At 61.3% G+C, this 26,326-nt stretch carries 21 protein-coding genes and 1 tRNA gene; 13 read left to right on the top strand and 9 right to left on the bottom strand.

The genetic code is table 11. From position 1 onward, the window contains the following. Positions 1 to 303: 303 nt before the first annotated feature. From KGA96_RS07015 to KGA96_RS07000, 4 genes are all read left to right on the top strand, one after another. On the top strand, positions 304 to 3,057 hold the full coding sequence (locus KGA96_RS07015; protein WP_223512071.1) for a type VI secretion system Vgr family protein: 2,754 nt from the start codon (positions 304 to 306) through the stop codon (positions 3,055 to 3,057). Continuing rightward, the gene (locus tag KGA96_RS07010) at positions 3,054 to 4,958 is read left to right on the top strand and encodes a phospholipase D-like domain-containing protein (protein WP_223512069.1); all 1,905 of its coding nucleotides are present in this window, start codon (positions 3,054 to 3,056) and stop codon (positions 4,956 to 4,958) included. Before KGA96_RS07015 ends, KGA96_RS07010 begins: the two co-directional genes overlap by 4 nt. Beyond that, the gene (locus KGA96_RS07005; protein WP_223512067.1) at positions 4,958 to 6,238 is read left to right on the top strand and encodes a sel1 repeat family protein; all 1,281 of its coding nucleotides are present in this window, start codon (positions 4,958 to 4,960) and stop codon (positions 6,236 to 6,238) included. The genes KGA96_RS07010 and KGA96_RS07005 overlap by 1 nt, the downstream gene beginning before the upstream one ends. Before the next feature lie 90 nt (positions 6,239 to 6,328). Then, positions 6,329 to 6,928 carry a flavin reductase family protein gene (locus tag KGA96_RS07000; RefSeq protein WP_046041842.1) on the top strand — a complete coding sequence of 200 codons (600 nt, stop codon included), beginning with the start codon at positions 6,329 to 6,331 and terminating at the stop codon, positions 6,926 to 6,928. A 12-nt stretch (positions 6,929 to 6,940) separates the two neighbouring features. Here the strand turns inward: KGA96_RS07000 and KGA96_RS06995 are convergent, their stop codons facing one another. Continuing rightward, the gene (locus KGA96_RS06995) at positions 6,941 to 7,309 is read right to left on the bottom strand and encodes a cupin domain-containing protein (protein WP_046041843.1); all 369 of its coding nucleotides are present in this window, start codon (positions 7,307 to 7,309) and stop codon (positions 6,941 to 6,943) included. Positions 7,310 to 7,385: 76 nt separating this feature from the next. Beyond that, positions 7,386 to 8,195 carry an AraC family transcriptional regulator gene (locus KGA96_RS06990; protein WP_046042015.1) on the bottom strand — a complete coding sequence of 270 codons (810 nt, stop codon included), beginning with the start codon at positions 8,193 to 8,195 and terminating at the stop codon, positions 7,386 to 7,388. A 165-nt stretch (positions 8,196 to 8,360) separates the two neighbouring features. On the opposite strand from KGA96_RS06990, the gene ddlA reads away from it, so the two are divergent. Then, positions 8,361 to 9,455 (top strand): D-alanine--D-alanine ligase, encoded by a 1,095-nt coding sequence (ddlA, locus tag KGA96_RS06985; RefSeq protein WP_046041844.1) that lies wholly within the window; start codon positions 8,361 to 8,363, stop codon positions 9,453 to 9,455. A gap of 75 nt (positions 9,456 to 9,530) precedes the next feature. On the opposite strand, the gene ggt is transcribed toward ddlA, so the two are convergent. Next, positions 9,531 to 11,363 (bottom strand): gamma-glutamyltransferase, encoded by a 1,833-nt coding sequence (ggt, locus tag KGA96_RS06980; RefSeq protein ID WP_223512065.1) that lies wholly within the window; start codon positions 11,361 to 11,363, stop codon positions 9,531 to 9,533. 166 nt (positions 11,364 to 11,529) lie between these two features. Here ggt and KGA96_RS06975 point away from each other — a divergent pair, with 166 nt between their 5' ends. Beyond that, the gene (locus tag KGA96_RS06975) at positions 11,530 to 12,639 is read left to right on the top strand and encodes a DUF2817 domain-containing protein (protein WP_046041846.1); all 1,110 of its coding nucleotides are present in this window, start codon (positions 11,530 to 11,532) and stop codon (positions 12,637 to 12,639) included. 55 nt (positions 12,640 to 12,694) lie between these two features. On the opposite strand, the gene KGA96_RS06970 is transcribed toward KGA96_RS06975, so the two are convergent. Then, on the bottom strand, positions 12,695 to 13,813 hold the full coding sequence (locus tag KGA96_RS06970; RefSeq protein WP_046041847.1) for a succinylglutamate desuccinylase/aspartoacylase family protein: 1,119 nt from the start codon (positions 13,811 to 13,813) through the stop codon (positions 12,695 to 12,697). Between the two features lie 276 nt (positions 13,814 to 14,089). On the opposite strand from KGA96_RS06970, the gene KGA96_RS06965 reads away from it, so the two are divergent. From KGA96_RS06965 to KGA96_RS06935, 7 genes are read left to right on the top strand one after another with little or no spacing between them, the layout of a single operon-like run. Next, positions 14,090 to 15,691, top strand: coding sequence for a 5-guanidino-2-oxopentanoate decarboxylase (locus tag KGA96_RS06965; protein ID WP_046041848.1), 1,602 nt, complete (start codon positions 14,090 to 14,092; stop codon positions 15,689 to 15,691). Between the two features lie 19 nt (positions 15,692 to 15,710). After that, positions 15,711 to 17,294, top strand: a complete 1,584-nt coding sequence (locus tag KGA96_RS06960) for a peptidase M20 (RefSeq protein ID WP_046041849.1) — start codon at positions 15,711 to 15,713, stop codon at positions 17,292 to 17,294. 50 nt (positions 17,295 to 17,344) lie between these two features. Beyond that, on the top strand, positions 17,345 to 18,160 hold the full coding sequence (locus KGA96_RS06955; protein WP_404942362.1) for an ABC transporter ATP-binding protein: 816 nt from the start codon (positions 17,345 to 17,347) through the stop codon (positions 18,158 to 18,160). 54 nt (positions 18,161 to 18,214) lie between these two features. After that, on the top strand, positions 18,215 to 18,991 hold the full coding sequence (locus tag KGA96_RS06950) for a transporter substrate-binding domain-containing protein (RefSeq protein ID WP_223465970.1): 777 nt from the start codon (positions 18,215 to 18,217) through the stop codon (positions 18,989 to 18,991). Positions 18,992 to 19,027: 36 nt separating this feature from the next. Beyond that, positions 19,028 to 19,741, top strand: coding sequence for an ABC transporter permease (locus KGA96_RS06945; RefSeq protein ID WP_046041851.1), 714 nt, complete (start codon positions 19,028 to 19,030; stop codon positions 19,739 to 19,741). Between the two features lie 13 nt (positions 19,742 to 19,754). After that, positions 19,755 to 20,444: an ABC transporter permease gene (locus KGA96_RS06940; RefSeq protein ID WP_046041852.1), complete on the top strand. Its 690-nt coding sequence runs from the start codon at positions 19,755 to 19,757 to the stop codon at positions 20,442 to 20,444. Positions 20,445 to 20,493: 49 nt separating this feature from the next. After that, positions 20,494 to 21,672 (top strand): pyridoxal phosphate-dependent aminotransferase, encoded by a 1,179-nt coding sequence (locus KGA96_RS06935; protein ID WP_223465969.1) that lies wholly within the window; start codon positions 20,494 to 20,496, stop codon positions 21,670 to 21,672. A 169-nt stretch (positions 21,673 to 21,841) separates the two neighbouring features. On the opposite strand, the gene KGA96_RS06930 is transcribed toward KGA96_RS06935, so the two are convergent. From KGA96_RS06930 to KGA96_RS06910, 5 genes are all read right to left on the bottom strand, one after another. Then, positions 21,842 to 21,918, bottom strand: a tRNA-Met gene (locus KGA96_RS06930). 87 nt (positions 21,919 to 22,005) lie between these two features. Next, on the bottom strand, positions 22,006 to 23,460 hold the full coding sequence (locus KGA96_RS06925; protein ID WP_046041854.1) for an amidase: 1,455 nt from the start codon (positions 23,458 to 23,460) through the stop codon (positions 22,006 to 22,008). Positions 23,461 to 23,520: 60 nt separating this feature from the next. Next, positions 23,521 to 24,567: an extracellular solute-binding protein gene (locus tag KGA96_RS06920; RefSeq protein WP_223465968.1), complete on the bottom strand. Its 1,047-nt coding sequence runs from the start codon at positions 24,565 to 24,567 to the stop codon at positions 23,521 to 23,523. A 27-nt stretch (positions 24,568 to 24,594) separates the two neighbouring features. Continuing rightward, complete coding sequence (locus KGA96_RS06915) at positions 24,595 to 25,401, bottom strand: ABC transporter permease (RefSeq protein ID WP_046041856.1); 807 nt, start codon at positions 25,399 to 25,401, stop codon at positions 24,595 to 24,597. After that, positions 25,401 to 26,321, bottom strand: a complete 921-nt coding sequence (locus KGA96_RS06910; RefSeq protein ID WP_046041857.1) for an ABC transporter permease — start codon at positions 26,319 to 26,321, stop codon at positions 25,401 to 25,403. The genes KGA96_RS06915 and KGA96_RS06910 overlap by 1 nt, the downstream gene beginning before the upstream one ends. Positions 26,322 to 26,326 lie beyond the last annotated feature (5 nt).

Raw genomic sequence — 26,326 nt, 5'->3', positions numbered from 1 at the left:
AGGCAACGACGCAAGGCGCTGTGGCTTTCACGAAGTAACCTTGAGGGCTTTTAAACACGCAGGGTTTGCGCTCTGGAGTAGCGTTCGACCCGAACGGTTTAACCCTGTCAAAAAGCAGCCGCGGCACTGGGCGCCGACAAGATAGCGAACGGTCCTACAGGTTAGTGGTGTTAACACTCGGACGCATCCTACGAGTGCGCCGGAAGCATCCTATATCAACCTTTTTTTCCTTCCTGAAAGCTGTCGAGCGCTTGAACGGGGATGGAAATGAAGCCTCCCCCAATGTCCCAGGGAGGTCCGTACTTGAACACCATTCTGCCCGTCTTCTTCGACCACAACCGCCACACACTCAAGATCGACCAGCTCGACACCCACCTCGACGTCCTCGCCTTCGAGGGCCATGAGTACCTTAGCCAACCCTACCTCTACCGCATCGAATTCACCGCCAGCGACCTCGACATCGGCGCGGAAAAATTCATCGGCCAGTTCGCTGAGTTCAGCCTGTACGACGCACCGTCCAACGTGCCCGTGTTCGACTGGGAAGTGCCCAAGCCACCCACACCGATGCGCACGCTGTACGGCCGCATCACCGGCTGCCAGCGCCTGTCCGGCTCAATCGACGAAGCCCGCTACGAAGTCACCCTGCAACCGCGCCTGGCCCTGCTCGATCGCGGCCAGCAAACGCGGATCTATCAGCACCAGTCCGTGCCAGACATCGTCAAAAGCATTCTGCGCGACCGCCACGGTCTGGACACCGGGCACTTTCGCTTCAACCTCAAGCGCGAGTACCCGCAGCGCGAGCAGGTGATGCAGTACCAGGAAAGCGACCTGGCTTTCATCAGCCGGATCCTGGCCGAGGTCGGCATCTGGTACCGCTGCATCCAGCACGAAGAGCTCGCCTTCGACGTCGTCGAGTTCTGCGACGACCAGCGCTGCTACCAGTTCGACGTCGAGCTGCCGCTGCACTCGCCCTCGGGCTTCAGCAACAGCGAGCAGGACAGCGTCTGGGCCCTGCAAACCCGCCATCGGGTGGTGGAACAGCACGTCAGCGTACGCGCCTATCACCCCGACGACAGCCGCGCCTGGCTCGACGGCGAGGTCGACCAGACCCTCGGCGAGCCCACCACTCACGGCGTGGCCACGACCCGTGGCGTCGCCGATAACACCTACGGCGACGCCTACCACTACGCCGAACCCTACCGCGTGCTCGGCAAGTCCCACCTGCGCGACGAAGACCTGCAAAGCGAAAGCGGCTTTTTCTATGCGCGCCTGCGCCACGAACGCTACCTCAACAACCAGACCCACCTGAGCGGCACCAGCAGCAGCGCCACCCTGGCCCCGGGTCAGGTCCTGACCATCAGCGGCGACGCCCCCAAGGCCTTCGCCTCCCGCGTGGTGATCACAAAGATCACCACCCGCGCCGCCCGCGACCGCAGCCTGACCTGCGATTTCGAAGCCATGCCCTACGCGTTGCGCCTGTGCTTTCGCCCAGAAGTACCGCCCAAACCACAAATCGCCGGCACCCTGCCGGCACGCATCACCCACCCCCAGAGCAACCCCCTGTACACCGAAATCGACCTGCAAGGGCGCTACCGGGTCAAGTTCCTCTTCGACCGCGACACCTGGCCCGCCGGCCGCGAAAGCAAATGGCTACGCCAGGCCCGCGCCTACGCCGGCGACACCTACGGCCTGCACCTGCCGCTGATCGCCGGCACCGAAGTGGCGATCGCCTTCGAACAGGGCGACCCTGACCGCCCCTACATCGCCCACGCCCTGCACGACGACCAGCACCCCGACCTGGTGACCCAGCGCAACGACCACCGCAACGTGCTGCGTACGCCGGCCAATAACAAGTTGCGCCTGGATGACACGCGGGGGCAGGAGCACATCAAGCTCAGTACCGAGTATGGCGGCAAGAGCCAGTTGAATCTGGGGCATCTGGTGGATGGCCAGCGGAAGAAGCGGGGGGAAGGCTTTGAGCTGCGTACGGATGATTGGGGCGCCATAAGAGGCGGCAAAGGCGTGTTCATCAGTGCCGACGCGCAGGCCAAGGCGCAGGGGCCGGTGCTGAACATGGCGGATGCCGTCGACCGCCTGCAACAGGCCGACGAACAGTTGCAACAGCTCTCCACTGACGCGCAGACCGCTAAAGCCGAACCGGCGGACGTGGCTGCGCAACTCAACCTGCTGCGTCAAGACTTGGAAGAGCTCAAATCCCAGGTCCTGCTGCTCAGCGCCCCGCAAGGCATCGCCCTCACCAGCGGAAAACACCTGCAACTGGCGGCCAAGGACAACCTGATGCTCAACGCCGGCGGCGCAGCCGACCTCAGCGTGGTCAAGCGCCTGTTCGTCGGCGTGGGCCAAGGCCTGAGCCTGTTCGTGCGCAAGCTCGGCATCAAGCTGATCGCCAATCAGGGCCCGGTGAGTGTGCAGGCGCAAAACGATCGTCTGGAGCTGATTGCACGGCACGGTCTGGACATCACCAGCACCGAGGACGAAATCCACATCACCGCGAAGAAAAAAATCGTCCTCAACGGCGGCGGTAGTTACCTCAGCCTGGATGAGTGCTGCATCGAATCGGGTACGGCGGGGGATCACAAGGTCAAGTCGGCGCATTTCGAGTACAGCGGCCCGGCGAGCATGAAAGCCACGCATCCGGATTACCCGCAAAGCCTGTCCAAACAGACGCTGCGATTCAACGTATCGCAAGCCCCCAACGCCAACCACCAAGTCTGGGCAGGCATGCCCTACACGCTGTACGCCGACGGTGCCGAGCTCAAGCAAGGTGTGCTGGACGCTTCCGGGCAACTACTGATCGATCATCAGGTGGTGACACGGGGCTACCGATTGGTCATGGCCAACGGTGTGACTTACCAGATCCCGGTGCCAACCGACTACCGCAACGCCGGACAGGCGGAACTCGCCAATCGCGGCCTGCACAACCATCCCTCGCAAGCCCACGCCGAGTTGAGTCAACCCACATCGCACACGGATCACCGAGGCCTGTATGTCACGGTGATGGAAGGAGCCAGTGATCAGGAAGGGAAAACACCATGAGCCAATACGAAATCGTGACGCCGGTCGCACTCCAGCACACCCAAGAGGTGACCTGTACCCCGCCATGGTATGTGCGCAATACCGAATACCCTCCCGCCAAGGCGACTTATCAACCATTGATCAATGGGGAAGAAACATTCCGGGCCGTGCACCTGGCCATTTCAAAGGCCAAGGCAACAGTCGACATCATCTGCTGGGGCTTTCAGCCGTCGATGTATTTCATCCGCGATGGAATATCCCCGCGTATCGGTGAATTGCTCATGGCCATGGCTCGCGAAGGTGTCAAAGTGCGGATACTGGGGTGGGAAATGCCGTTTAACAGCGCGGGTTTTGCCGACGAAGCCAATCTACCCGGTAAAGGCCCGTACCGGATATACGACCGGGCGATGCAACCCTCCACGGCTGAGCAATATGCTTATGACCGCCAGTGGTTTGCCAACTGTTCGCTAGCCGACAACATGGCCGCTGCGCATCTGGCGGCTCGCAACACGCCAGTGTTCGTCAGTCGCGGTTTCAGCGTGTTTGAAAGGGCCGAAATAGCCCATCAGGCGATGTACAAAAGTCTCGACCCGCAGGTCAGCGCCACTACGCAATTCATCCTGACTGCGACAGCGACCCATCATCAAAAAACCGTTCTTGTCGATTATGAACTGCCGGACCGTGCCATCGGTTTCGTCATGGGTCACAACATGCTCGACGAGTACTGGGACACCAACGACCATCTGGCAGTGAACCGTGACAAGGACACCAAACCCGCCCCCAACAAGGGCCCGCGTGGCGATACCCCACGTCAGGATATTTCCAGCCAGGTCAGCGGGCCGATCCTGGAACACCTGCACCACAACTTCGCCAGCGCCTGGCGCAAGGAAACCGGCGAAAACTTGCTCGACCTGCGCCAAGCCAAAGAGATCGGGCCGCAGTTGCAATGCTCTCCGGACGCCACCCGACAGATCGCGCAGATCCTGCGCACCCAAGCCCAGGAGGGCAAACGGGACATCGAACAGCTCTACCTGCAAGCCGTCAACAACGCGACCCAGTTCATCTACATCGAAAACCAGTATTTCCGCTGGCCGCCACTGGCCGAATTGATCAAGGCCGTCGCCGCCGGCCAGACCAAGGCCGGGCGCGACCCCGCCGTACATGGCCCCTTGCACCTGTTTGTGATCACCAACGCAAGCAAGGGCGGCATAGGCTCCGGCACCGTGAACACCCAGCGCATGCTGGAAAGCCTCGGGCATGGTCATACCATGCCAAAAATCACCGAGCTACGGCGCACCGAACAGGCAAAAGCGCAGGCTGCCGCACTGGAAACCAGCTTTGGCGAACGCCTGGAGCGTCAGGCGTTGCTCATGCTGACGGGCCTTACCGACGCGATGGGAGGAACCGATCTCAGCGATAAAGCCAGGGAAGCTCAACGGGACAGTGCTTCGGACAACAAGTGGCGGCAGGCGGTGCTCAGTGATGAAATCAGGGCAATTGAGCGAGATGCTTTCGTTCGTCCTCCGGAGTTACCCGGTCTGAAAGTCCACGTGTGCTCGCTGGTCGCCCCCGATTCGCCGGCGGGTAAGGAATGGATGCCGGTGTACATCCACTCCAAGCTAATGATCGTCGACGATGTGTTCACCACTCACGGCTCGGCCAACATCAACACCCGCAGCATGCAGGTGGATAGCGAACTGAATATTGCGCATGAGTGGGCGAGTGTGACGCAGGGGTTGCGGCGGCGGTTGTGGGAGATGCATACGAATGGAGTGGGCGCGCAGGATGATCCGGAGGAAGCATTCGAAGCTTGGCAGTGGATCATCGACGACAACAAAGATTTTCAGGAAGACAAGGATGTGCCTTGTGCCCCCCTCGTGGAGTTCCACTACGGCGAATCCGACCTGTCGGACCTCGACTGATGCGCCGGGTCTTGTTGCTTTCATATCTGCTGCTGGTCGCTTGCGATACCAGCAGTTCTATTTCTACTTCGACCAAGGAGACGCCCTTGAACCCGTCAACTGGAATCAAGGCCAAGCTGGCTTTCACCTGTGTCCACGAGCAGATCCCTGCGGCCTCCGCCGAGGCCGATATGCTGTTCCAATACGCGCGCTGGTTGCAAAAGAACAATCAACTCAAACAGGACAAGACTGTTGATGCAGAGATCGAGCGCTTGTACCGCATCGCCAGTGAGAACGGCCATTACAAAGCCAATATCAACCTGCAGAACGGTGCCATGCGCGGTACTTTCAAACTCCGTGGGAAAGAGCATTTGCGCATGAGTGAGCAACTAATCGACGCGGGAGTGGCAACAGGATACTACTTTGTTGGCATCTTTCTGCAGCACGGCGCAGCCGGGCTGCAGAAAGATCACGAAATAGCGTTGCGTTACTATCGCAAAGCCGCTGATGAAGGTAATGCACTGGCTCAAGCCTATATCGCAGACAAGTTGGCGCCGATCGACGTCGCCCCGGACGTTGCCCGGCAGATGCGCCGTTGCGCAGCAGAACAAGGTCATGGTAAATCAGCCCTCGCCCTAGGGGTCCACTTTAAGAACAAAGGAAAGTACCAAGAAGCGCTTGAGCTCTTCCAGATGGGCGTTGTAGCTGGTAACGACGGCGCTGCCGGCCGATTGGAAAAAGGCTTCCGTGACCCTAAGCCAGATAATCGCTTGCACTACCTCGGTCAACAGGAAGACCTCGAACGCGCCGATCGCTACGAAAAAATCTGGAAAATCCTCTCGGGCTACTCCTACGCCAATCCCAAAGTCCCCGAGATCAACGAAATCGTCCCACTGCCACCCGCGCCGTTGCCATCCTGGGACGGCAAACTCAAATGGCTCGAAGAACGCCTGGCCAATGTCCCCCCTGAAAAACCCAGCGAAGCGCTGATCAACCAACTGGCCAAAGCCAAGCTTCTGGATCCGGCCACTGGACAGGGGCTACCGGGATCGCCTGCATTTAGCCAATCTCATTTGTCGGCACCGAACTGCCATAGCGGCCAAGCCTGTCCGGTAAGTGGATACTGGAAGGTGGGCTGGCTTCCCCGCCACCACTCAGTAGACAGGAGCGTCGCTCGGTATTTCGAACAGGGCGAGATCTTGCCGACACAACTGGTCCAGCGCTACCAGATGCGCATTTGGCCCTTTTCCGACAGGATCACACGACACGAACAAGCGGTTGAATGGTACCTGCTCGGGTGATGGACCACTTTGAAGGAGCGACCGCAGGCTGCGATATTTTCATTTGGGATGTCGTTACAATCGGCTCTTTTCCCCCTGGAGCAGACTTCCATGAGCGTTTCCCACCGCCGTCCGGTTCCCTTGTCCAAGGCCTATCGTCTGCTCAATCATGGCCCGACCGTGCTGGTCAGCGCAGCCCACGGTGGTCAGCGCAATATCATGGCGGCAGCCTGGGCCATGCCGCTGGATTTCGAACCACCGAAAATTGCCGTGGTGCTGGACAAGTCCACCTGGACTCGCCAGTTGCTGGAGGCCTCGGGCACTTTTGTGCTGAACGTTCCTTGCGCCGCCCAGGTCGACATTGTGCAGACCGTCGGTTCGACCTCCGGCCTGGAATTGACCCAGGGTCAGGGGCGCGACAAGTTTGAGACCTACGACTTGCAGACGTTCACCGGCGAGTCGGTTGATGCGCCGATGCTCGAAGGCTGCGTGGCCTGGCTGGAATGTCGCCTGCTGCCCGAGCCGAACAACCACCAGCAGTACGATCTGTTCCTGGCCGAAGTGATTGCCGCCCAGGCTGACGAACGTGTGTTCAGCGAAGGGCGCTGGCACTTCGAAGGGCAAGATGCCTTGCGCACTTTGCACCACGTGGCGGGCGGGCACTTCCTGACCATTGGTGAGCCGGTGGACGGCAAGACCTTGCAGGCTTGAGCCGGTCAGCGCTCAAATCCACACATCATTCTCGGCCGTGCGCTCACCACCTTCGCTGCCGGTGTTGAGCACGCCCTTGGGTTCAATCAGCAGGAGTTTTACCTCCTGCTCGGCACAGGGTTTGTGCTCGACGCCTTTGGGCACCACGTACATTTCCCCTGCGTTCACCAGCACGTGGCCATCGCGAAAATCGATGCGCAACCGGCCTTCGAGCACGATGAAGGTTTCGTCGGTATCGAGGTGGTCGTGCCAGATAAAATCCCCCAGCAACTTCACCACCTTGAACTGGTAGTCGTTCATTTCGGCGATGACCCGGGGCGACCAGTGGGAATCGATCCGGCTGATTTTTTCAGCGAAGTTCAGGCTTTCGTAAGCGTTCATGTAACAGCTCTCATGGAGGTTGGTGAACCCACGATAGCCAGCGACTCAACGCGCTTCTTGTACGATTGTGCGTGGCTCAACGGCGCTGCATGTTCATCCAGCGGGCCGGTGACAGGCCGTAGGTCTTGCTGAATTGCCGCGTCATGTGGCTCTGGTCGGTGAAACCTGCGATCAGCGCGGCGCTGACCAGGCTCTGACCCTGGATCAGCAGCGCACGGACCATGTCCAGGCGGCGCATGGTCAGGTAGCGGTAGGGGCTGGTGCCGAACAACAAGCGGAAATCCCGGGACAGGCTCCAGCGATCCCGACCACTGTGCTGTGCCAGTTCCTCCAGGGTCACGGTGCGATCCAGGGCGCTATGGATGTATTCCCGCGCCCGCTGCGCGGCCACGTAATCGAACCCCGAGCGTTTGCCCGGTGCACCGGAAACCGCGCTCATGGCTTGTGCCAGATCGAACAGCGCGTCCTGTTCCTTCAGTGGATCGAGCGGGCAATCCAGGCTGTGCAGCAAAGCGCCCGTGGCGGCGAACAGGCGGGGATCGTTCGACAACCCGGTCTTGATGAACGGCAGCGCTTGCCCGCCGAGCATCTGCTGGATCAGCGCCGGTTCGATGTACATCATCCGGTACTGGAAACCGGACTCGGTCCCGGCCTCGCCATCGTGGGCTTCGTCCGGGTGCAGCACGATCGTTGCGCCCGGCAGGCTGTGACGCCAGCCGCCGCGATACTGAAAGCTCTGCACCCCGGCCAGGGTGTGGCCGATGGCATAGGTGTCGTGGCGGTGAAGGTCGTAGCCATGGCCGGCAAAAAACGCCTCGAAACGCTGCAGCCCGCCGACATCGGGCGCGCGAAGGAACCAGTCATTGCGAGGCGGACGCTTGGCCATGGTGATGATCGTCTTGAGCTTGATGCACAACACGGTAACCCAGCCGGCGGTTCCCTGTCTTCTGATCGGAAGGCGGCTTATCGGCTAGAAAACCAAGAGCAAATACTGCACCGTGGGGCGCATTCGCTACAGGTTGTTTTTTATTTGTCAGGATGAGGCCAGGTCATGAGCAAATTGCGTGTGGGGATCATTTTCGGGGGCCGTTCGGCCGAGCATGAGGTGTCGTTGCAGTCGGCGAAAAACATCGTCGATGCGCTGGATCGTTCACGCTTCGAGCCGGTACTGATCGGCATCGACAAACAAGGCCATTGGCACCTCAACGACCCTTCCAGCTTTTTGCTGAACCAGGAAAACCCGGCGCTGATCGCGCTCAACCAGTCCAACCGCGAACTGGCCGTGGTGCCGGGCAAAGCCACTCAGCAACTGGTGGAAACCTCCAGCCAGGAAATGCTCGGTCACGTCGATGTGATCTTCCCGATTGTCCACGGCACCCTCGGTGAAGACGGTTGCCTGCAAGGCTTGCTGCGCATGGCCGATCTGCCGTTTGTCGGCTCCGATGTGCTCGGCTCGGCCGTGTGCATGGACAAGGACATCAGCAAGCGCCTGCTGCGCGATGCCGGCCTGGCCGTGACGCCGTTCGTGACATTGACCCGCGCCACGGCGGCGCGCACCGGGTTTGCCGAGGTGCGGGGCAAGTTGGGTTTGCCGCTGTTCGTCAAACCGGCGAATCAGGGCTCTTCCGTGGGCGTGAGCAAGGTCACCGACGAGGCTGAGTACAGTGCTGCGGTGGAACTGGCCTTGAGTTTCGATACCAAGGTGTTGATCGAATCTGCCGTCAGCGGCCGCGAGATTGAATGCGCGGTGCTCGGCAATGAAGACGCCATCGCCAGTGGCTGCGGCGAGATCGTGGTACGCAGCGGGTTCTACTCCTACGACAGCAAGTACATCGACGACACGGCTGCTGAAGTGGTGGTACCGGCCAATATCAGCGTCGAGGCCAGCGAACGCATTCGCGCCCTGGCCGTCGAGGCATTTCAGGTGCTGGGCTGCTCCGGCCTGGCCCGCGTCGACGTGTTCCTGACCGACAGCGGCGAAGTGCTGATCAACGAAATCAACTCGCTGCCCGGCTTCACCCGCATCAGCATGTACCCGAAGCTGTGGCAGGCCACCGGCATGACCTACAGCGAACTGGTGACGCGACTGATCGAACTGGCGCTGGAAAAACACCAGGTTCGGCAGGGGTTGAAGATCAGTCGATAAGCGCTGCTGATTTTCGCTTGTGTACATAAAAAGGGCCTACCCACCGGTAAGCCCTTTCTCATCCACGCGTACGACTCAATCCCCCAACGCTTGCCCCTCACGCCGTGGATCGGCCCCGCCTGTCAGCGATGCTTTCCCTTGGGCGTCCTTGACCCGGACAATCGCCTGGGTCCCGCTGGTCATGTCGATCTCGCTCACGCTGTGCCCTTTGTCTTTCAGCGCCTGAATCAGCGTCGGGCTGAACTGCCCCTGTTCCAGTTCGGTCGGGCCGTTGCGGCTGCCGAAGTTGGGCAGGTTGATGGCCGCCTGGGCATCGAGGTTCCAGTCGAGCAGGCCGATGGTGGACTTGGCCACGTATTCGATGATTTGCGAGCCGCCGGGGGAACCGACGGTGGCGAGGAATTCGCCGCTCTGGCGGTCGAAGATCAGGGTCGGGGCCATGGAGGAGCGCGGGCGTTTGCCAGGCTCGACGCGGTTGGCGACTTTTTGCCCGTTTTCCTCGGGGATGAACGAGAAGTCGGTCATCTCGTTGTTGAGCATGAAACCCTGAACCATGATGTGCGAGCCGAACGCCGATTCGATGGTGGTGGTCATCGACACGGCACCGCCGGTGTCATCGACGGCCACCACTTGCGAGGTGGAAATCCGCAGCGGCGAACGATCCGGCGCATAGGCCACCCGGATGCCCGGCGGCGTGCCGGGTTTGGCCGTGCCCATGCTGCGTTCGCCAATCAGGGCGGCGCGGCTGGCGAGGTAGGTCCGGTCGACCAGGCCCTTGACCGGCACGGGTACGAAGTCTGTATCGGCGACGTACTGAGCTCGGTCGGCGTAGGCCAGGCGTTCGGCTTCAGAGATCAGGTGCACGGCTTGCGGGTCGGGTTCGATGCCGGCCGGGGCCGTGGTCTTGACCGGTTTCAGCGGCACCAGCGCCAAGCGTTTATCGCGGGTCTCCAGGGCTTGCAGCGTGCCGAGGATCTGCGCCACGGCGATCCCGCCCGACGACGGCGGCGGCATGCCGCAGACTTGCCAGCGCTTGTAGTCGGTGCACAGTGGCGCGCGCTCCTTGGCCTGGTAGTTGGCGAGATCGCTCACGGACAGGCTGCCGGGGTTCGCGTGACCCTGCACCTTGGCTGCGATTTCCTCGGCGACCGGGCCTTTGTACAGGGCATCCGGGCCTTCATGGGCGATGCGTTTGAACACGGCGGCCAGTGCCGGGTTCTTCAAGCTTGTGCCGACGGCTTTTGGGCTGCCATCGGCATTACGGAAGTAAGCCATCATTTCCGCTGAGCGCGGCATGGACGAATCTGCGGCGATCAACTGGTGCAGGCGTGGCGAAATGGCGAAGCCTTGTTCGGCGAGCCGGATGGCTGGTTCTAACAGCTGCGCCCAGGGCAGGCGTCCGTGTTTTTGATGGGCCAGTTCCAGGGCGCGCAATACACCGGGCGTGCCCACCGAGCGGCCGCCAATCTGCGCCTGGGTGAACCCCATCGGTTGTCCATTGGCTTGCAGGAAAAGCTTCTCGGTGGCGCCGGCCGGGGCGGTTTCACGCCCGTCGTAGGTGCGCACGGCCTTGCCATCCCAAAGTACGATCAATGCGCCGCCACCGATGCCCGAAGACTGTGGCTCGACCAGCGTCAGCACCGCTTGCATCGCAATCGCCGCGTCGATGGCCGAGCCGCCCCGGCGCAGCATCTCCCGCCCGGCTTCGGCCGCCAGCGGGTTGGCTGCCGCAGCCATGTATTTGTCGGCGTGTTGAGTTTTAAGGTCGGTGCGGAAACCGGAAGCGCTTTCCGGTGCGAGTGGCAGCGTCGGCACTGAAGCGTTGTTGCACGCGGTAAGGGTCAAGGCGCTGGCGAGCAGAACCAGGGCTGGCAGGCGATAGCGGCGCAAAGGGAAGGTTGAGAACACGTGGGGTACTCCGTCCGTTGGATCTACGATCAGCCGACTTTATCGGCCGACCGGTAGGGACGCAAACCGGGTCCTGCGGCACCGACGTTTTTGTCCTTCATCAATGGCGGGATTTTCTGTAGGGTCATTGCTAACAGGCAGGCCGGAAAACCAACAAGAGGCAGACATGCAAACCGAGTTCCCCACCCAGTCCAGCTATCGCACCCAGCGTGAACAGTTCCTGGCCGCAGCCACCACGGCGGGCGCAACGCTGACGGAGTATCCACACCCGCTCAAAGGACCCTTCGGCGAGCCCCTGAGTACCGATGTGGCGGTGCTGGGGGATCCGGGCGCCAAACGGCTGCTGATCGCGTTGAGCGGCACTCACGGGGTCGAAGGCTTCTATGGTTCGGGCTGCCAGATCAAATGGCTGCAGGAGTTGGGCAAGCGCTCCCTGCCAGCGGACGTCGCCGTGGTCATGATCCATGCCATCAACCCTTGGGGCATGGCGTGGTTGCGCCGGGTCAACGAAGACAACATCGACCTGAACCGCAATCACCTGGATTTCCAGCGACCGCTGCCAGACAACCAGGCCTACAACGCCCTGCATGAAATCTATGCCTGCCCGCAGTTGCACGGTCCGCAGCGTGATCGTGCCGATGCCTTGCTCGACGAGCAGATTCGCCTGCACGGCTGGCCGGCAGTCATGTCGATTGTCGAGGGCGGTCAGCATGCTCATCCCGACGGCCTGTTTTTCGGCGGGCTGGCGCCGAGCTGGTCGAACCGCACGCTGCACAAAATCGTGCAAAAGCACGTGGCCCATGCCGAGGTCGCCATGTGTTTCGACCTGCACACGGGCGCTGGCGAGTACGGTCATCCGATGTTGTTGACCATCACCGAGTCCGCCTATCCGGCACTGGCGGATGCGCAGGCGATTTATGGCCCGTGGCTCTACAGCCTGCAAACCGGTGCCGACACCGTCAGCGAAACCGGCGTGGCGGCAACGGCCACCGGCTACACCTCGCAAGCGCTGATCAATGCGTTGCCGCAGGTTCGCTTGATGCCGTTTGTCATTGAGTGCGGGACTTACCCGGGGCCGGACGTTCACCGTCATCTGCGCGATGACCACTGGCTGCATCTGCACGGCAACCCGAATGACGTAACAGGGCGCGAGATCAAGCTGAGTCTGCTCGAGCAGTTCTATCCCGCCGACAGCGATTGGCAGGCGATGGTCTGGCTGCGCACCTGGCAGATCTGGGAGCGGGCGCTGTCGGCATTACCGACGGTTCGCAACTGACACCCCTCAGTGGCTCGATGGCCGCGGTTCAGGCTTGCCTGTGACCGCGGCACCATCACGCCGAAACCATTACACCGCCTTCGAGTGCCGTAGCCCCGGCCACTTTGCACAATTCGACCCCCGCTGCCGCAAATCGAATCGCACTGCGCATGTACATCACGCCACGGGTGGAACTGCATACAACCTGCGTAGCGCCAGTGATGGGGTCTATGACGTGCACCACCGGCTCATCACGCTCGATCCACGCGCCGGGTTTGTGCAGGAACACCACGAGCCCGGCGCAGGGGGCGCGCAAGGTCAGTGAGCCATCGAAGGGTGTCGCGGGCTGGAGCAGGGCAGGCATCGGCGGAGGTGTGCCGGCGAGGATGCCCCGGTGTTGCAGGAAGGCGTAGAGCGCGGCGGCATCGACGCGGGCCAATGCATGATCGACATCCGCTTCACCGCGTAACTCGACGGTAGCGGCGACGCAGCCGGAAGGGATCGGAAAGCGTCCGGCAAACGCTTCGGCCAGGCGCCACCAGGGTTGACCGCAAGCCTCGTCAAACGAACCGGCGCCCGTACCGCTCGCCAGCAGGCTGGCCTGTGCGCCGATGTAGCGTGCCAGCGGTTCGATCTGCGACCAACAGGGCGTTTCTCCATACAAGTGAACCACGGCCTGGGCATCGCAATGCAGGTCGAGGACGAAATCGGCGTCGTGGGCCAGCAGCAATTGTGCCTGGCGCATCGAGTCGATCTCGCTGGTCGGGCGAATCTGTTTCAAGGCGCTGGCCATGGCGCGCCGAATGATCTGCCGATTTTCATCGGCATCCCCGGTCAGTTCATGGGCCAACCGATCTTTGATTGTCTCGGCCAAATCAGGATAACGGCGATTGAAATTCTCACCGCTGTTGAAATCGAAACGTCCCATCGCGTCGTGCATCAAGGTCTGTTCGAGGCCAATCGGATTGGCGATGGGGACCAGCACGATCTCCCCGAGGATCTGTCCGCGAGCCTCGGCACCGTCGAGCATTTCACGCAGATGATGCAGCGCCAGCATGCCGGGCAATTCGTCGGCGTGCAGGCTGGCTTGCAGATAAACCTTGCCGGCGCGTCCGGGCTGGCCGTAATGGAAGCTGATCAGGTGCCGCTGGGTACAGGGGTTGCGGGTCAACAGGGGCTGATGCTCGACGCGCATAAAGCGTTCCTTGAGACAGAGGGGGCAAGTGCCGAGGGTTCCATCTTTATGAAAATGAGTGGCCCCAACAATCGAATAATTTGCCCGTCACTGGTGAGCAAAATGATCCTTTGACCGGCAGTGATACGCCCAAATGCTCAACAAGATCGTTCAATAAAATTTGACAGTGAGGCAAATTTATTTCGATTGATGTAATCGTTTCGTCACCAATACTAGGGCCCTCGGTTCAGGTCTCTGTGAGCCTGGCATTCCCAATAAGAATAAAGAGGTGCTCGCATGACCAGTTGTGCCCAGGCGCTCGTCCGGTTACTTGAAGGCTACGGCGTGGAGTCGGTGTTCGGCATTCCCGGTGTGCACACGGTCGAGCTTTATCGCGGGCTGCACGGCAGTTCTTTGCGCCACATCAGCCCGCGTCACGAACAGGGTGCAGGGTTCATGGCGGACGGCTACGCCCGGGCCAGCGGCAAGCCCGGCGTGTGCTTCATCATTACCGGCCCCGGCATGACAAACATCCTCACCGCCATGGGCCAGGCCTACGCCGACTCGGTGCCGATGCTGGTGATTTCCACCACCAGCCGCCGCGAACATCAACGCCTGGGCCATGGCTACCTGCATGAAATGCCCGACCAGCGTGCAGTGGTCGCCGGGGTCTGCGCCTTTAGCCATACCTTGCAGCGCCCCGAGGAATTGCCGGAAGTGCTTGCCCGCGCCTTCGCGCTGTTCGGCTGTGCCCGCCCGCGTCCAGTGCACATCGAAATTCCGTTGGACGTGCTGGAAATGCCAGCCGACAACCTCGACCTGCGCCCACGTACCTTGCCGCAAGCCCCGGCGCCGGCGGCCGCGAATATTGCGGCGGCGGTGAAGCTGCTGGCGGCGGCGCGCAAGCCGTTGATCCTCGCCGGTGGCGGCGCCCGAGGCGCAGGCCGGCTGGTGCAGGCGCTAGCGGAAAAGTTGCAGGCGCCGGTCGCCCTGACCACCAATGCTCGTGGCCTGCTGGCGCCGGAGCACCCGCTGTTGCTCGACGGGGTGCAGTCGTCGGCGCATGGCCGTGCACTGTTTGCCGAAGCTGACGTGGTATTGGCGGTCGGTACCGAATTGGGGGAAACCGATTACGACTTCTTCGGTCTCGGCCCGCTGTCACTCAATGCGCCGCTGATTCGCCTGGACATCGATCCCTTGCAGATCCTGGGGGCGGCACGCGCCGACGTGGGCCTGCTGGGCGATGCCGGGCAAGGGCTGCAAGCGCTCCTGGCGGCAGTGCCTGAAGCTTGCGCCAGCGACTGGGCCTATCAGCGTGTGGCACAGGTCAACGCTGCCGAACGGTCCGGCTGGAGCAGCAAGCAGAACGTCATGCAGCAGATGCTCGACACCCTGCGCGACAGTCTGCCCGCGCCGATCGTGGTCGGCGATTCGACCCAGCCGGTGTATCAGGGCGCGCTGGGTTATCGCGCCCCGCAAGCCAACAGCTGGTTCAACGCCGGCACAGGCTTTGGCACCTTGGGTTACGGCTTGCCGGCGGCCATCGGCGCCAAGCTCGCCGCGCGCGATCGTCCCGTAGTAGCGGTGGTCGGCGATGGTGGCGTGCAGTTCTCCAGTGCCGAACTGATCGCTGCCCGTGAAGCGGAGTTGGGGGTGATCGTGGTGCTGTGGAACAACCACTGTTATGCCGAAATCCGCGACTACATGACCAACCGCGATATTCCCCCATTGGGCGTGGACATCCTGCCACCGGACTTTGCCGCGTTGGCCAAGTCCTGCCACGTCGCCCACATCGCCATAAGCAGCCTTGAGCAGTTGCGCGAGGTACTTGCCAGCCAGGCCCACACCCGTCAGCCGATTCTGCTGGAGCTGGACGCCGCCGCTTTCCTGTCTGCCTGAGTCGTTAGGAGTGAACCACATGGAATTACAGAAAAGATTTGCCCTGAAGTGGGTCGACCAGCATCGTCAGCAGTTATCGGATTGGCACCAGATCATCTGGCACTACGCGGAGCCTGCGTTTCGCGAGTACAAGTCCTGTGCCTGGTATGTGGATCTGTTGCGCAAGGAAGGTTTCACCGTCGAAGAAAACAGCGGCGGCATGCCTACCGCGTTTTGCGCAACCTTCAGTAATGGCCAGGGACCGGTGCTGGCGACCTACGCCGAATACGATGCGGTCCCCGGTAACTGCCAGGCCGCTACCACCCGCAAGATGCCCCGCGAAGGCCTGTCGCGATTTGCCCCGGGCCACACCGATCCGCACTCTGCGCTGGGTATCAGTGCATTGGGCGGGGTGCTCGCGGCGAAGGCGGCGATGCTTGAGTTCGGCATCGAGGGCACCATTCGTTTCTTTGGTGAGCCGGCGGAAAAGCTCCGTGCGTCCAAACCTGTACACGCGGCCAAGGGTTACTACGACAACCTGGATGCGGCCATCAGTTTTCACCCCACCTACATGTTGCCGCTGAACAACACCACCACCTGGGATACCCATTGCGGCATTGCTTACGCCTACATCTACAGCTTCACCTGCGAAGACCCGGAAAACTGGATTGCCGCCGACCGCTATAGTCCGATCCCGCAGAATCACCTGGCTGCCCGGGCACCGGGCGCCAACGATGCGCTGATGCACTTCTACAACCTCAACGAAAGCCTGCGCCGTTCGACCCTGCCGTTCACCGGTTTGTGGAGTTACAACGAGGCCATCCTGACGGCCGGGCAGGCCACCGCCGACAATCTGCCACCGCACCTGTCACAGATCCAGTACCTGCTGCGTTGTGATTCGATCGAGCAGGCCGAAACCATTTCCCAGGTGATGGATAACAACGCCGCCGCTGCGGCGATGGCCACCGGTTGCCAGTGGAAAAAGACCTGGGTCTGCAAGTCCCGTGGCGGTCTGCCCAACCATGTGCTGGCGCGGGCGACCTACAGCAACCTGGCCGCCGTCGGCGCACCGCAATGGGGGGCTGAAGCCTGCGAGATTGCCCGTGAGATCCAGAGCAATCTCGGCCTGGTACCGATGGCGGAACCCTTCCTGCCGGCCACCGAACAACTGATCGACCCGCAGGAGTGCGAGCGGCAGATGCGCCTGCAAATGCCGGCATGGCAGAAGTACCTGACTTCCGACGACTACCCCGAATACACCTGGCATTGCCCGACCGTGCGTCTGCTGGTGGCCCGCCCGATGCTCAGCGCGCCCGCCGGCCACGTGTACCCGGATTGGGTCTCCAATGCCTTGGGCGGCATACCGCAGACCATCGATCCGATGATCGAAGTGGCGGCGAAAACCATTGCCAACACCTTGCTCGACCTGTTCTGCAACGACGATTTGCTCAAGGCTGCCAAAGCCGAGTTCGACCAGCGCACCGGCGGTGGCATCGGCGGTGAGCGCTGGCAGGCGCCGCTGTTGCCGGCCGACTTTCAAGCCCCCCATCGCTTCCGCTGGCCGGAGTACATACGCACCGTGCGTGGCGAAGAGTGGTGGATCCCGGCGCGCGACGACGAATAGTCGTGGCGTTGCCCGGCCTGCCTGAACAATCAGAATTCGAGGATCCAGACGTGCAAGCACTCACCCACGTGAATATCCCCCAGCCACACACTGACACCGCGGTCGTCGCCATCGATGACCTGCACAAGAGCTATGCCGATCACCACGTGCTCAAGGGCATTTCGATGCGCGCCAAAGAGGGCGAAGTGGTCTCGCTTATCGGTTCAAGTGGTTCGGGCAAAAGTACTTTGCTGCGTTGCATCAACCTGCTGGAAATCCCCTGCAGCGGCAGCCTGAGAATCAACGGCGAAGAAGTGCGGTTGAAGACGGGGCGCGGTGGCGTCGCGCAGATCGCCGATCCGCGTCAGGTCGAGCGTCTGCGCACGCGTTTGAGCATGGTGTTCCAGAGTTTCAACCTGTGGCCCCATCGCACCGTGCTGGAAAACGTTATCGAAGCGCCGGTGTACGTACTCGGCGAGGACCGCAAGGAAGCCACGGCGCATGCCGAACACCTGCTGGAAAAAGTCGGCCTGATCGACAAGCGAAACGTGTATCCCTCGTTTCTGTCCGGTGGCCAGCAACAGCGCGTAGCGATTGCCCGCGCTCTGGCCATGCGCCCGCAAGTGATGCTGTTCGATGAGCCGACCTCGGCCTTGGACCCTGAGCTGGTGGGCGAAGTGTTGCGGGTGATTCAGGGCATCGCTGAAGAAGGGCGGACGATGATTCTGGTCACCCACGAAATGGCCTTTGCGCGGGATGTATCGAGCAAGGTCATCTATCTGCATCAAGGCCGGATCGAAGAAGAGGGCACGCCGCAGCAGGTATTGCTCGATCCACGCAGTGAGCGTTGCCGGCAATTCGTAATGGCCCAGGACAACCGCGGATAACCCGCAGTGATGTTTTCACCTCGATAACTACAAACTGAAAAGAGGCATCAAAACATGAAGAAAACTCTGTTGATCACCCTGCAAGCCTGCCTGCTGGCCGGCATCGCCAGTACCTCGTTCGCTGCTGAAAAACTGGTGTTTGGTATCGCCCTGGAACCTTACCCGCCGTTCTCCTTCAAGAGCGGCAAGGGCGAGTGGAGTGGCTTTGAACCGGAGATGATCACCGCGGTGTGCGAGCGCATGAAGGCCGATTGCAGCCTTAACGAAATGTCCTGGGACGGCCTGATTCCGGCACTGAAGTCGCAACAGGTGGACGTGGTGCTCAACTCGTTGTCGATCACTCCAGAACGTCAGCAAGTGATCGATTTCACCCAGCCGTACTTCTTCACCCGCGCACTGTGGATCGGTGATCGCAGCATGGAACTCGAACCGACCCCGGCCGGCCTCAAGGGCAAGATCATTGGTGTGCAGGGTTCGACCACCCACGCCGCGTTCGTCAAGAAGTACTACGGCGAAACCTCCACCATCCGTTATTACAACGACCAGGACGACATCCTCGCGGACCTGCGCAGTGGTCGCGTCGACATCATGCTGGCTGACCAGTTGGTGGTTGAGCCGATGCTGGACAACCCCGACAACTCGATGCTCGCCAGCAAGGGCGTAGCGCCGCTTGACCCGCTGTTTGGCGACGGTGTGGGCGCGGGTGTGCGCAAAGGCAACGATGCCCTGCGCGAGCGTTTGAATGTGGCGCTGCAATCGCTGCGTGCCGATGGCAGCTACGAAAAGATCCGTGAGCGCTACTTCAAGTCTGATATCTCGGCCCTTGAGTAATCAGCTTCTTCAGGCAAACCCAACACAGGTGTGCTCATGACACTTTCTGATATTTCCCGGCTGTTCTTCAGCGATGGCTGGCTCCAGGCCCTGGCCCAGGGGATGGTCAAGACCTTGGGGATTTCCCTGGGGGCTTTTGTCCTGGGGCTGGCCATCGGCCTGGTCGTGGCCATGGCCAAGCTCAAGGGCCCGCGCTGGTTGGTCGTTTGCGCCAATTGCTACACCACGCTCTACCGCGCGGTGCCGGAGTTGCTGCTGATCCTGCTGCTCTACTACGCTGGTGCCGATCTGATCAACCTGACGCTGGCCGCATTCGGCCAGCCGAGCGTCGAGATCAACGGGTTCATGGCTGCCGTGGTGGTGCTGGGCATTGTGCAGGGTGCCTATTCGGGGGAAATCATTCGCGGTGCGATCGAGTCCATCCCCCACGGTCAGATAGAAGCGGCGCGCGCCTACGGTATCTCCCACAGCTTGCTGGTGAGGAGGGTGATTCTGCCGTGCATGCTGCCCTTCGCGATTGCCGGGTTATCCAACCTGTGGCTGGTGCTGGTCAAGGAAAGCGCCTTGATCAGCGTGGTGGGTTACAGCGAGTTGCTGACAGCCGGCCGCCAGGCAGCGGCATCGACCAAGCATTATTTGCTGTTTTACCTCGCCGTGGCTGCGTTCTATTACCTGATCACGCTGGTTTCCAGCTCGGTCTTCCGGCGGGTCGAAGTGCGCTTCGAACGCTGGATGCCACGGCACGCATAAGGGGAGGGCGAGCATGGACTTTCATTGGCTGGGCAATTTTTATCAGGAATTGGTCAAGGGCGCCGGACTGACCCTGCAGCTGTTGCTGATCTCCGGGGTTATCGGCTTTTTCATGGCGGTGCTTGTGGCGCTGGGGCGTTTGTCGAAGAACCGCTTCCTGTCCAACGGACTGCGCTTTTACACCAGCGTGCTGCGGGGGACGCCATTGCTGGTGCAGATCTACGTGTTGTACTACGGCGTGGGCAGTGTTTTTGCGACCTTCCCGTTGATTCGCGGCAGTATGTTCTGGCCGTATTTGCGAGAAGGCTTCTGGTACGTGGCGTTCGCGTTGACCTTGAGCGTTTCCGCGTACGTCGGTGAAGTGTTGCGCGGTGGCTTGCGCGCGGTACCGCGTGGCGAACTGGAAGCCGCGCGGGCCTATGGCATGCGTCCCTGGCTGGTGTTGCGCCGGGTGTGGATGCCGCGCGCCTTGCAGATGCTGCGTCCGACATTGGCCGGGGAAAGCGTGATGCTGCTCAAGGCCACGGCGCTGGCCTCGACCGTGGCGGTCACCGACCTGCTGGGGGCGGCAAACCTGGTGCGTTCGCAAACATTACGTGTCTATGAGCCGCTGCTGGTGGTGGCGGTGATCTACATCATCCTGGCGATTGTCATTGAGCAAGGTTTTGCCCGGATAGGCAAAACGCCGCAACGTCAGGCCTGACTTCAAAGTCGATGGACACATCGGCCCAAGGGCTCAAAAGGAGTTTCATATGAAATATTCGTCCATGGTCAAACGCATCAGCGGCGAAACCGTCACCGCCTGGGACATTCACTACGCGGCCTGTGATGCACAGGCTCGCGGTGAAGATGCGATCGTGTTGAGCATCGGCGATCCGGATTTCGCCACTGCCGATGAGATATGCGCGGCGGCGGTTCAGGCAATCAATGAGGGCGACACCCACTACACCCACGTGATCGGGCGCCCGGCCCTGCGCGAAGCGATTGCCGCCAAGCAGTCGGCATTGCTCGGCCGGCCGGTGTCCGCCGACAACGTGGCACTGGTGGCCGGCGCACAGAACGGTTTGTATGCCACGGCCATGTGCCTGTTCGAACAAGGCGATGAAGTGCTGGTGCCGGAACCCATGTACCTGACGTACGCGGCGAGCATCCAGGCATCAGGTGCATGCCTGGTGCCGATTGCCCAGCCGGCCGAAGAAGACTTCCGCCTGACCCTGGCCGCGCTGGAAGCGGTGGTGACCGACAAGACCCGTGGCATTGCCCTGGCCACGCCGAACAATCCCACCGGCAATGTCTACACCCGCGAGGAGCTGGAGGCCGTTGCACTGATTGCCCAACGCCACAACCTGTGGGTCATCAGCGACGAGGTTTATGGTCAGCTGACCTATGACCGTCCGCACCAGAGCGTGGCCACCCTTGAGGGCATGGCCGAGCGCACCGTCATTTTGAACAGTCTGTCCAAATCCCACGCCATGACCGGTTGGCGAGTCGGCTGGGTGGTGGGGCCGCAAGAGCTGATCGGCCACCTCGATAACTTGTTGCTGTGCATGCTCTACGGCTTGCCGGGGTTCATTCAGGCCGCTGCGCTCAAGGCGCTGGAACTGGATGAGCAAGTGGTCGGGGAAGGGCGGGCTCTTTACCGCCGGCGCCGGGACCTGGTGGTCGAAGGTTTGCGCCATGTGCCGCTGCTCAAGTGCAAGGTGCCTGAGGCGGGCATGTTCATGCTGGTGGATGTGCGTGAGACGGGCTTGTCGAGCACGGACTTTGCCTGGCAACTGTTCCGTGAAACCGGTGTTGCCGTACTCGATGCCAGCGCTTTTGGCGCCAGCACCGCCGGCTTCGTACGCATCTCGTTCACGGTATCCGACGCAGCGCTCAGTGATGCCTGCGGTCGAATCGCAGGCTTCATCGAGCGCCTTCGCGGGCAATGACGTTTCTGCTGCCACGGGGGGTAGGGGACCTGCCCCTGACTGTCTTGGCAGCCTTCGAAATCCGATGCGATAACTTCAATACTGCGGTGCAGGAATTCCTGTCACCGCAGTGCACTTTTCTCGAGGCATAAAAAAACGGCTTACCTTGCGGTAAGCCGTTTTTAGTACTTGGTGGCTACACAGGGACTTGAACCCCGGACCCCAGCATTATGAATGCTATGCTCTAACCAACTGAGCTATGTAGCCAAGTGGCGCGCATTATTCACCGGTAACGGGGATGCGTCAAGCATAAATCTAAAATATTTCTCTGCGCTTTCAACCGTTTATCAAAATCTATCCTCTGAGCAGTGGCGAAGGGCAGCGCTGGAACCAGCGGCTGGCCTGTTCGTACGCGTGCGCCAGTTGCAGGACAGCGAAGTCGGCCTGGTGTCTGCCGATGATCTGCAGGCCCATGGGCAGGCCGCTGGCGTTGAAGCCAACCTGTACGTTGGCCACCGGGCAGCCGGACAAGGTGCCGGGAATCACCACCTCCATCCAGCGGTGATAGGTGTCCATGGTCACGCCTTCGATGACGGCGGGCCACGGTTGGGTTTTATCGAACGGGAACACCTGGGCGCTGGGCAACAGCAGGTAGTCGTATTTTTCGAATAGCCTGGAGATCGCCCGATACCAGTCGCTGCGCGTCACCGAGGCGGCAAACACATCGGTGGCCGAGAGTTTCAGGCCGTTTTCGACTTCCCAGCAGGCTTCCGGTTTCAACAGCGCACGTTTTTGCGGGTCGGCATAGGTCGCGCCCAACGAGCCGGCGACCATCCAGTGGCGCAACGTCCGCCAACTGCTCCAAAGCCTCTCTGGCGCGAATTCGGACTGAACCGGTTCAATGTGGCAACCCAGGCTTTCGAAGTCGGCAAAGGCCTTCTCGCACAGCGAGAGGATGCCTTGCTCCATTGGCAGGTAGCCGCTGAAGTCGCCGAGCCAGCCCAGACGCGTGCCTTTGAAGTCTCGATCCAGTGGTGCCGCAAAGGCGCTACCGGGCTCGGCAATGGACAGTGGCGCCCGCGCATCGGCCCCGGCCTGCACCGACAACAGCAACGCTGCATCGCGCACGCTGCGAGCCATGGGGCCTTCGTAGCCGAGTTGGTCGATAAACAGATCGGCACTGTCATCGAATGGCACGCGGCCCTGGGACGGACGGAAACCGAAGATGTTGTTGAAGGCCGCCGGGTTGCGCAGCGAGCCCATCATGTCGCTGCCGTCGGCCACCGGCACCAGGTGCATGGCCAGCGCCGCCGCCGCGCCGCCGCTGCTGCCGCCAGCGGTCTTGCTCGGGTCGTAGGCGCAACCGGTCGCGCCGAACAGCGGGTTATAGCTTTGCGAGCCGAGGCCGAATTCCGGGGTGTTGCTCTTGCCGATGATGATCGCGCCCGCGGCCTTGATCCGCTCGACCATGATGCCGTCGCGCTCGGGGATGAAGTCCTTGTACAGCGGCGAACCCAGGGTGGTGCGGATGCCGCGGGTCAGGGACAAGTCCTTGATGGCGTGGGGCAGGCCGTGCATCCAGCCACGGTATTGACCTTTCGCCAGTTCGGCGTCGCGGATATCGGCCTGGGCCAGCAGGCCTTCTGGCGCTTGCAGGCTCACCAGCGCATTGACCTGCGGGTTGAAGCGTTCGATATGGGCAAGATAAGTCTGCATCACTTCCCGGCAGGAAACCTGGCGCAGGCGGATGCGGTCGGCGAGCTCGTGGGCCTGCAACAGGACCAGTTCGCTGATGTTATTAGAGTTCATTGCAAGCGGCCTTTCAGACGGCTGGAAAAACGCCCCGCCATCGCGTCGGGGCGGTAGAGATCAACGCATCAGGTTGGTCCAGAGACGATCGGCAAGGCGGATCGCGCCTTCGCCGCAGGTCTTGCTGAACACCACGTTGGTGCCTTCGGGAATGTGCAGTTCCGGGGCGTCTTTCAGGCCCGCGTCGAGGAACGGTTCCACCCCCTTGATCGGGCTCTGGTGCTTGAGGAAGTTCTGGGTCATCGCCGCGTTTTCAGGCTGGCTGAGGAACGCGATGAAGGCCTTGGCGTTCGTCGGGTTCTTGCTGCCGGCCGGAATGACCATGTTGTCGACCCAGGCCAGCACACCTTCTTTCGGGTACAGGTATTTCAGGCTCGGTTTCATCTCCCGGGCGCGCATCGACGAGCCGCCCCAGAAGGTCGACATGTCGATTTCACCCGAGGCGAGGTTTTCGCGGATCGAGCCGGCCTTGGAGCTGTAGGTCTTGACGAAGGGTTTCTGCGCCTTGAGCAGGGTCAGAATCTGCTGCATCTGCTTCGGGTCTTCGCTGCACAGCGGAATGTTCAGGTACAGGCTGGCCATGTCCACCACGTCGCTGACCGAGTCGAACATGTTGATCCGCCCTTGCAGCTCGGCCGGTGGCTCGTAAAGCACCTTGAGGCTGTCGGTGGGGTCCTTGTAGCGCTCGGTGTTGAGCACCACGCTGGTGGTGCCCCAGATGAACGGCACGGAATAGGCGCCTTCCGGGTCCCAGGTGGGTTTTTTCAGGTTGTCGACGACGCTGGCGTAGTAGGGCTCGTTGACCGGGTCGAAACGCTCCAGCAGTTTTTCCTTGATCAGGATCGGCACGAACTGGTGCGACGGGATTGCCACGTCATAACCGGCCCCGCCCTGTTTCAATTTGGCCAGCAGGGTTTCGTTGGAATCGTAGGAGTCGACGGTGACTTCGATGCCGGTCTGCTTCTGGAACTTGGCGAGAATCTCCGGCGAAAAGTAACCGCTCCAGCTCACCACGTTGAGTTTTTCCGCGGCCTGAACGCTGCCGACCATAGTCAGCGGTAAAGTCAGGAACAACGAAGTGCCGATGCTTGCAATCAACTTGCTCATGCTATTTCCCCACGGTACGTAGAAGGTTCAGGTTTTCTTTTTGCCCAGCAGATAAGAGAGCGTGACGAACAGCACCGAGACGCCCAGGATCAGGGTCGAGACGGCGTTGACGTCCGGTGTCACGCCCATGCGTAACAGGCCGAAGATGAAGATCGGCAAGGTGGTGGTGCCGGCCTGGGAGACCATCATCGAGATCACGAAGTTATCCAGCGACACGATGAAGGCCAGCATCAGCCCGGAGAAAATCCCCGGCATCAGCAGTGGCAGGGTGACCTTGCGGAAGGTCCGCCACGGGCCGGCATACAGGTCGGCCGAGGCTTGTTCCAGGGACAGGTCCATGTCGTTCAGGCGTGCCCGAATCGGCAGAAAGGCGAACGGGATACAGAACACCGTATGGGCGATGATCAGGTTGCCGTAGCCCAAGGACAGACCGATGGTGGAGAACAACGCCAGGGTGGCGACGCCGACCACGATTTCCGGCAGCACCAGGGGCAACATGATCGCGCCCATGGACAGTTGCAGGCCCTTGAACTTCGCACCCCGTGACGTGCCGAGGGCAGCGAGGGTGGCGATGGCCGTGGCGACCATGCTGGCGCACACCGCGATCAACAGGCTGTTGCCGGCCGCCTGGCGCAGGGCCTGGTTGGCGAAGGCCGCGCGATACCAGTCGAGGCTGAAGCCGGTCCACACCGTGGCCGACTGGTTGGCGTTGAACGAGAACGCCACCAGCACCACGATCGGCGCGTAGAGGTACAGGTAGAACAGGAAACTGAAACCGCCGAAGCCCGGGAAATCCTGCACGCCCAGCGTGTTGCGTTTGAACAGGCCGATCATCACGCACCTCCTTTGGCGATGCGCTGGCGTTCTGCACGCAGGGCATAAACCGTCAGTACCAACATCACCGCCGCCATCAACACCAGCGACAGGGCCGCGCCGAATGGCCAGTTACGCGCATCGCTGAACTGGCGGAAGATCAGGTTGCCGAGCATCATCCGCGTGCCGCCGCCGAGCAGTTCCGGGGCGATCATCGCGCCCAGGCAAGGCACGAAGGTGAGGATGGCGCCGGCGAGAATTCCCGGCTTGGCGATGGGTAATACCACCCTGCGCAAGGTTCTAACGCGCCCGGCGTAGAGGTCCTGAGCGGCCTCGAGCAGGCGGATGTCCATTTTTTCCAGGGTGGCGTAGATCGGCAGCACGACGAAGGGCGCGTAGGTATAAACCAGCCCCAGCAGCACCGCACCGTCGGTGTAGAGCAGTTGCAGCGGCTGGTCGATGACCCCGAGGCCCATCAGGCTGTTGTTGATCACCCCGGTGTTGCGCAGCAGCAGAATCCACGCATAGGTGCGGATCAGCAGGTTGGCCCAGAACGGCACGGTGATCAGGAAGATCAGCAAGCCGCGACGATGGGCCGGTTGCATGGCCAGCCATACCGCCACCGGAAAACCGATCAGCAAAGTGATGAGCGTGGTCAGCCCGGCGATGCCGATCGAGCGCAAGGCAATGATCAGGTAGGAGTCGGCGAAGGCCAGGCTGTCGTCCAGTTGTCGCTCGAACAGCAGCGAGGTGTAGGCGTCACTGCTGAACACCTTGTTCACCCCGCCGTAGGGGTTGGCCTCCATCAGCGAGTAACCGATGACGATCAGGATCGGCACGATCAGGAACAGGCCGATGGCGATCAGCGCGGGGCTGACACCGAGAAAGCTCTGGAAGGCCCGCCGACGTTCCAGGGTGTTGGCAATCGGTAAAGCGTGCATGGCAA

The organism is Pseudomonas sp. GL-R-26 (assembly GCF_019947365.1).
GTDB lineage: Bacteria > Pseudomonadota > Gammaproteobacteria > Pseudomonadales > Pseudomonadaceae > Aquipseudomonas.
This window is presented reverse-complemented; position numbering and strand designations above follow the sequence as displayed.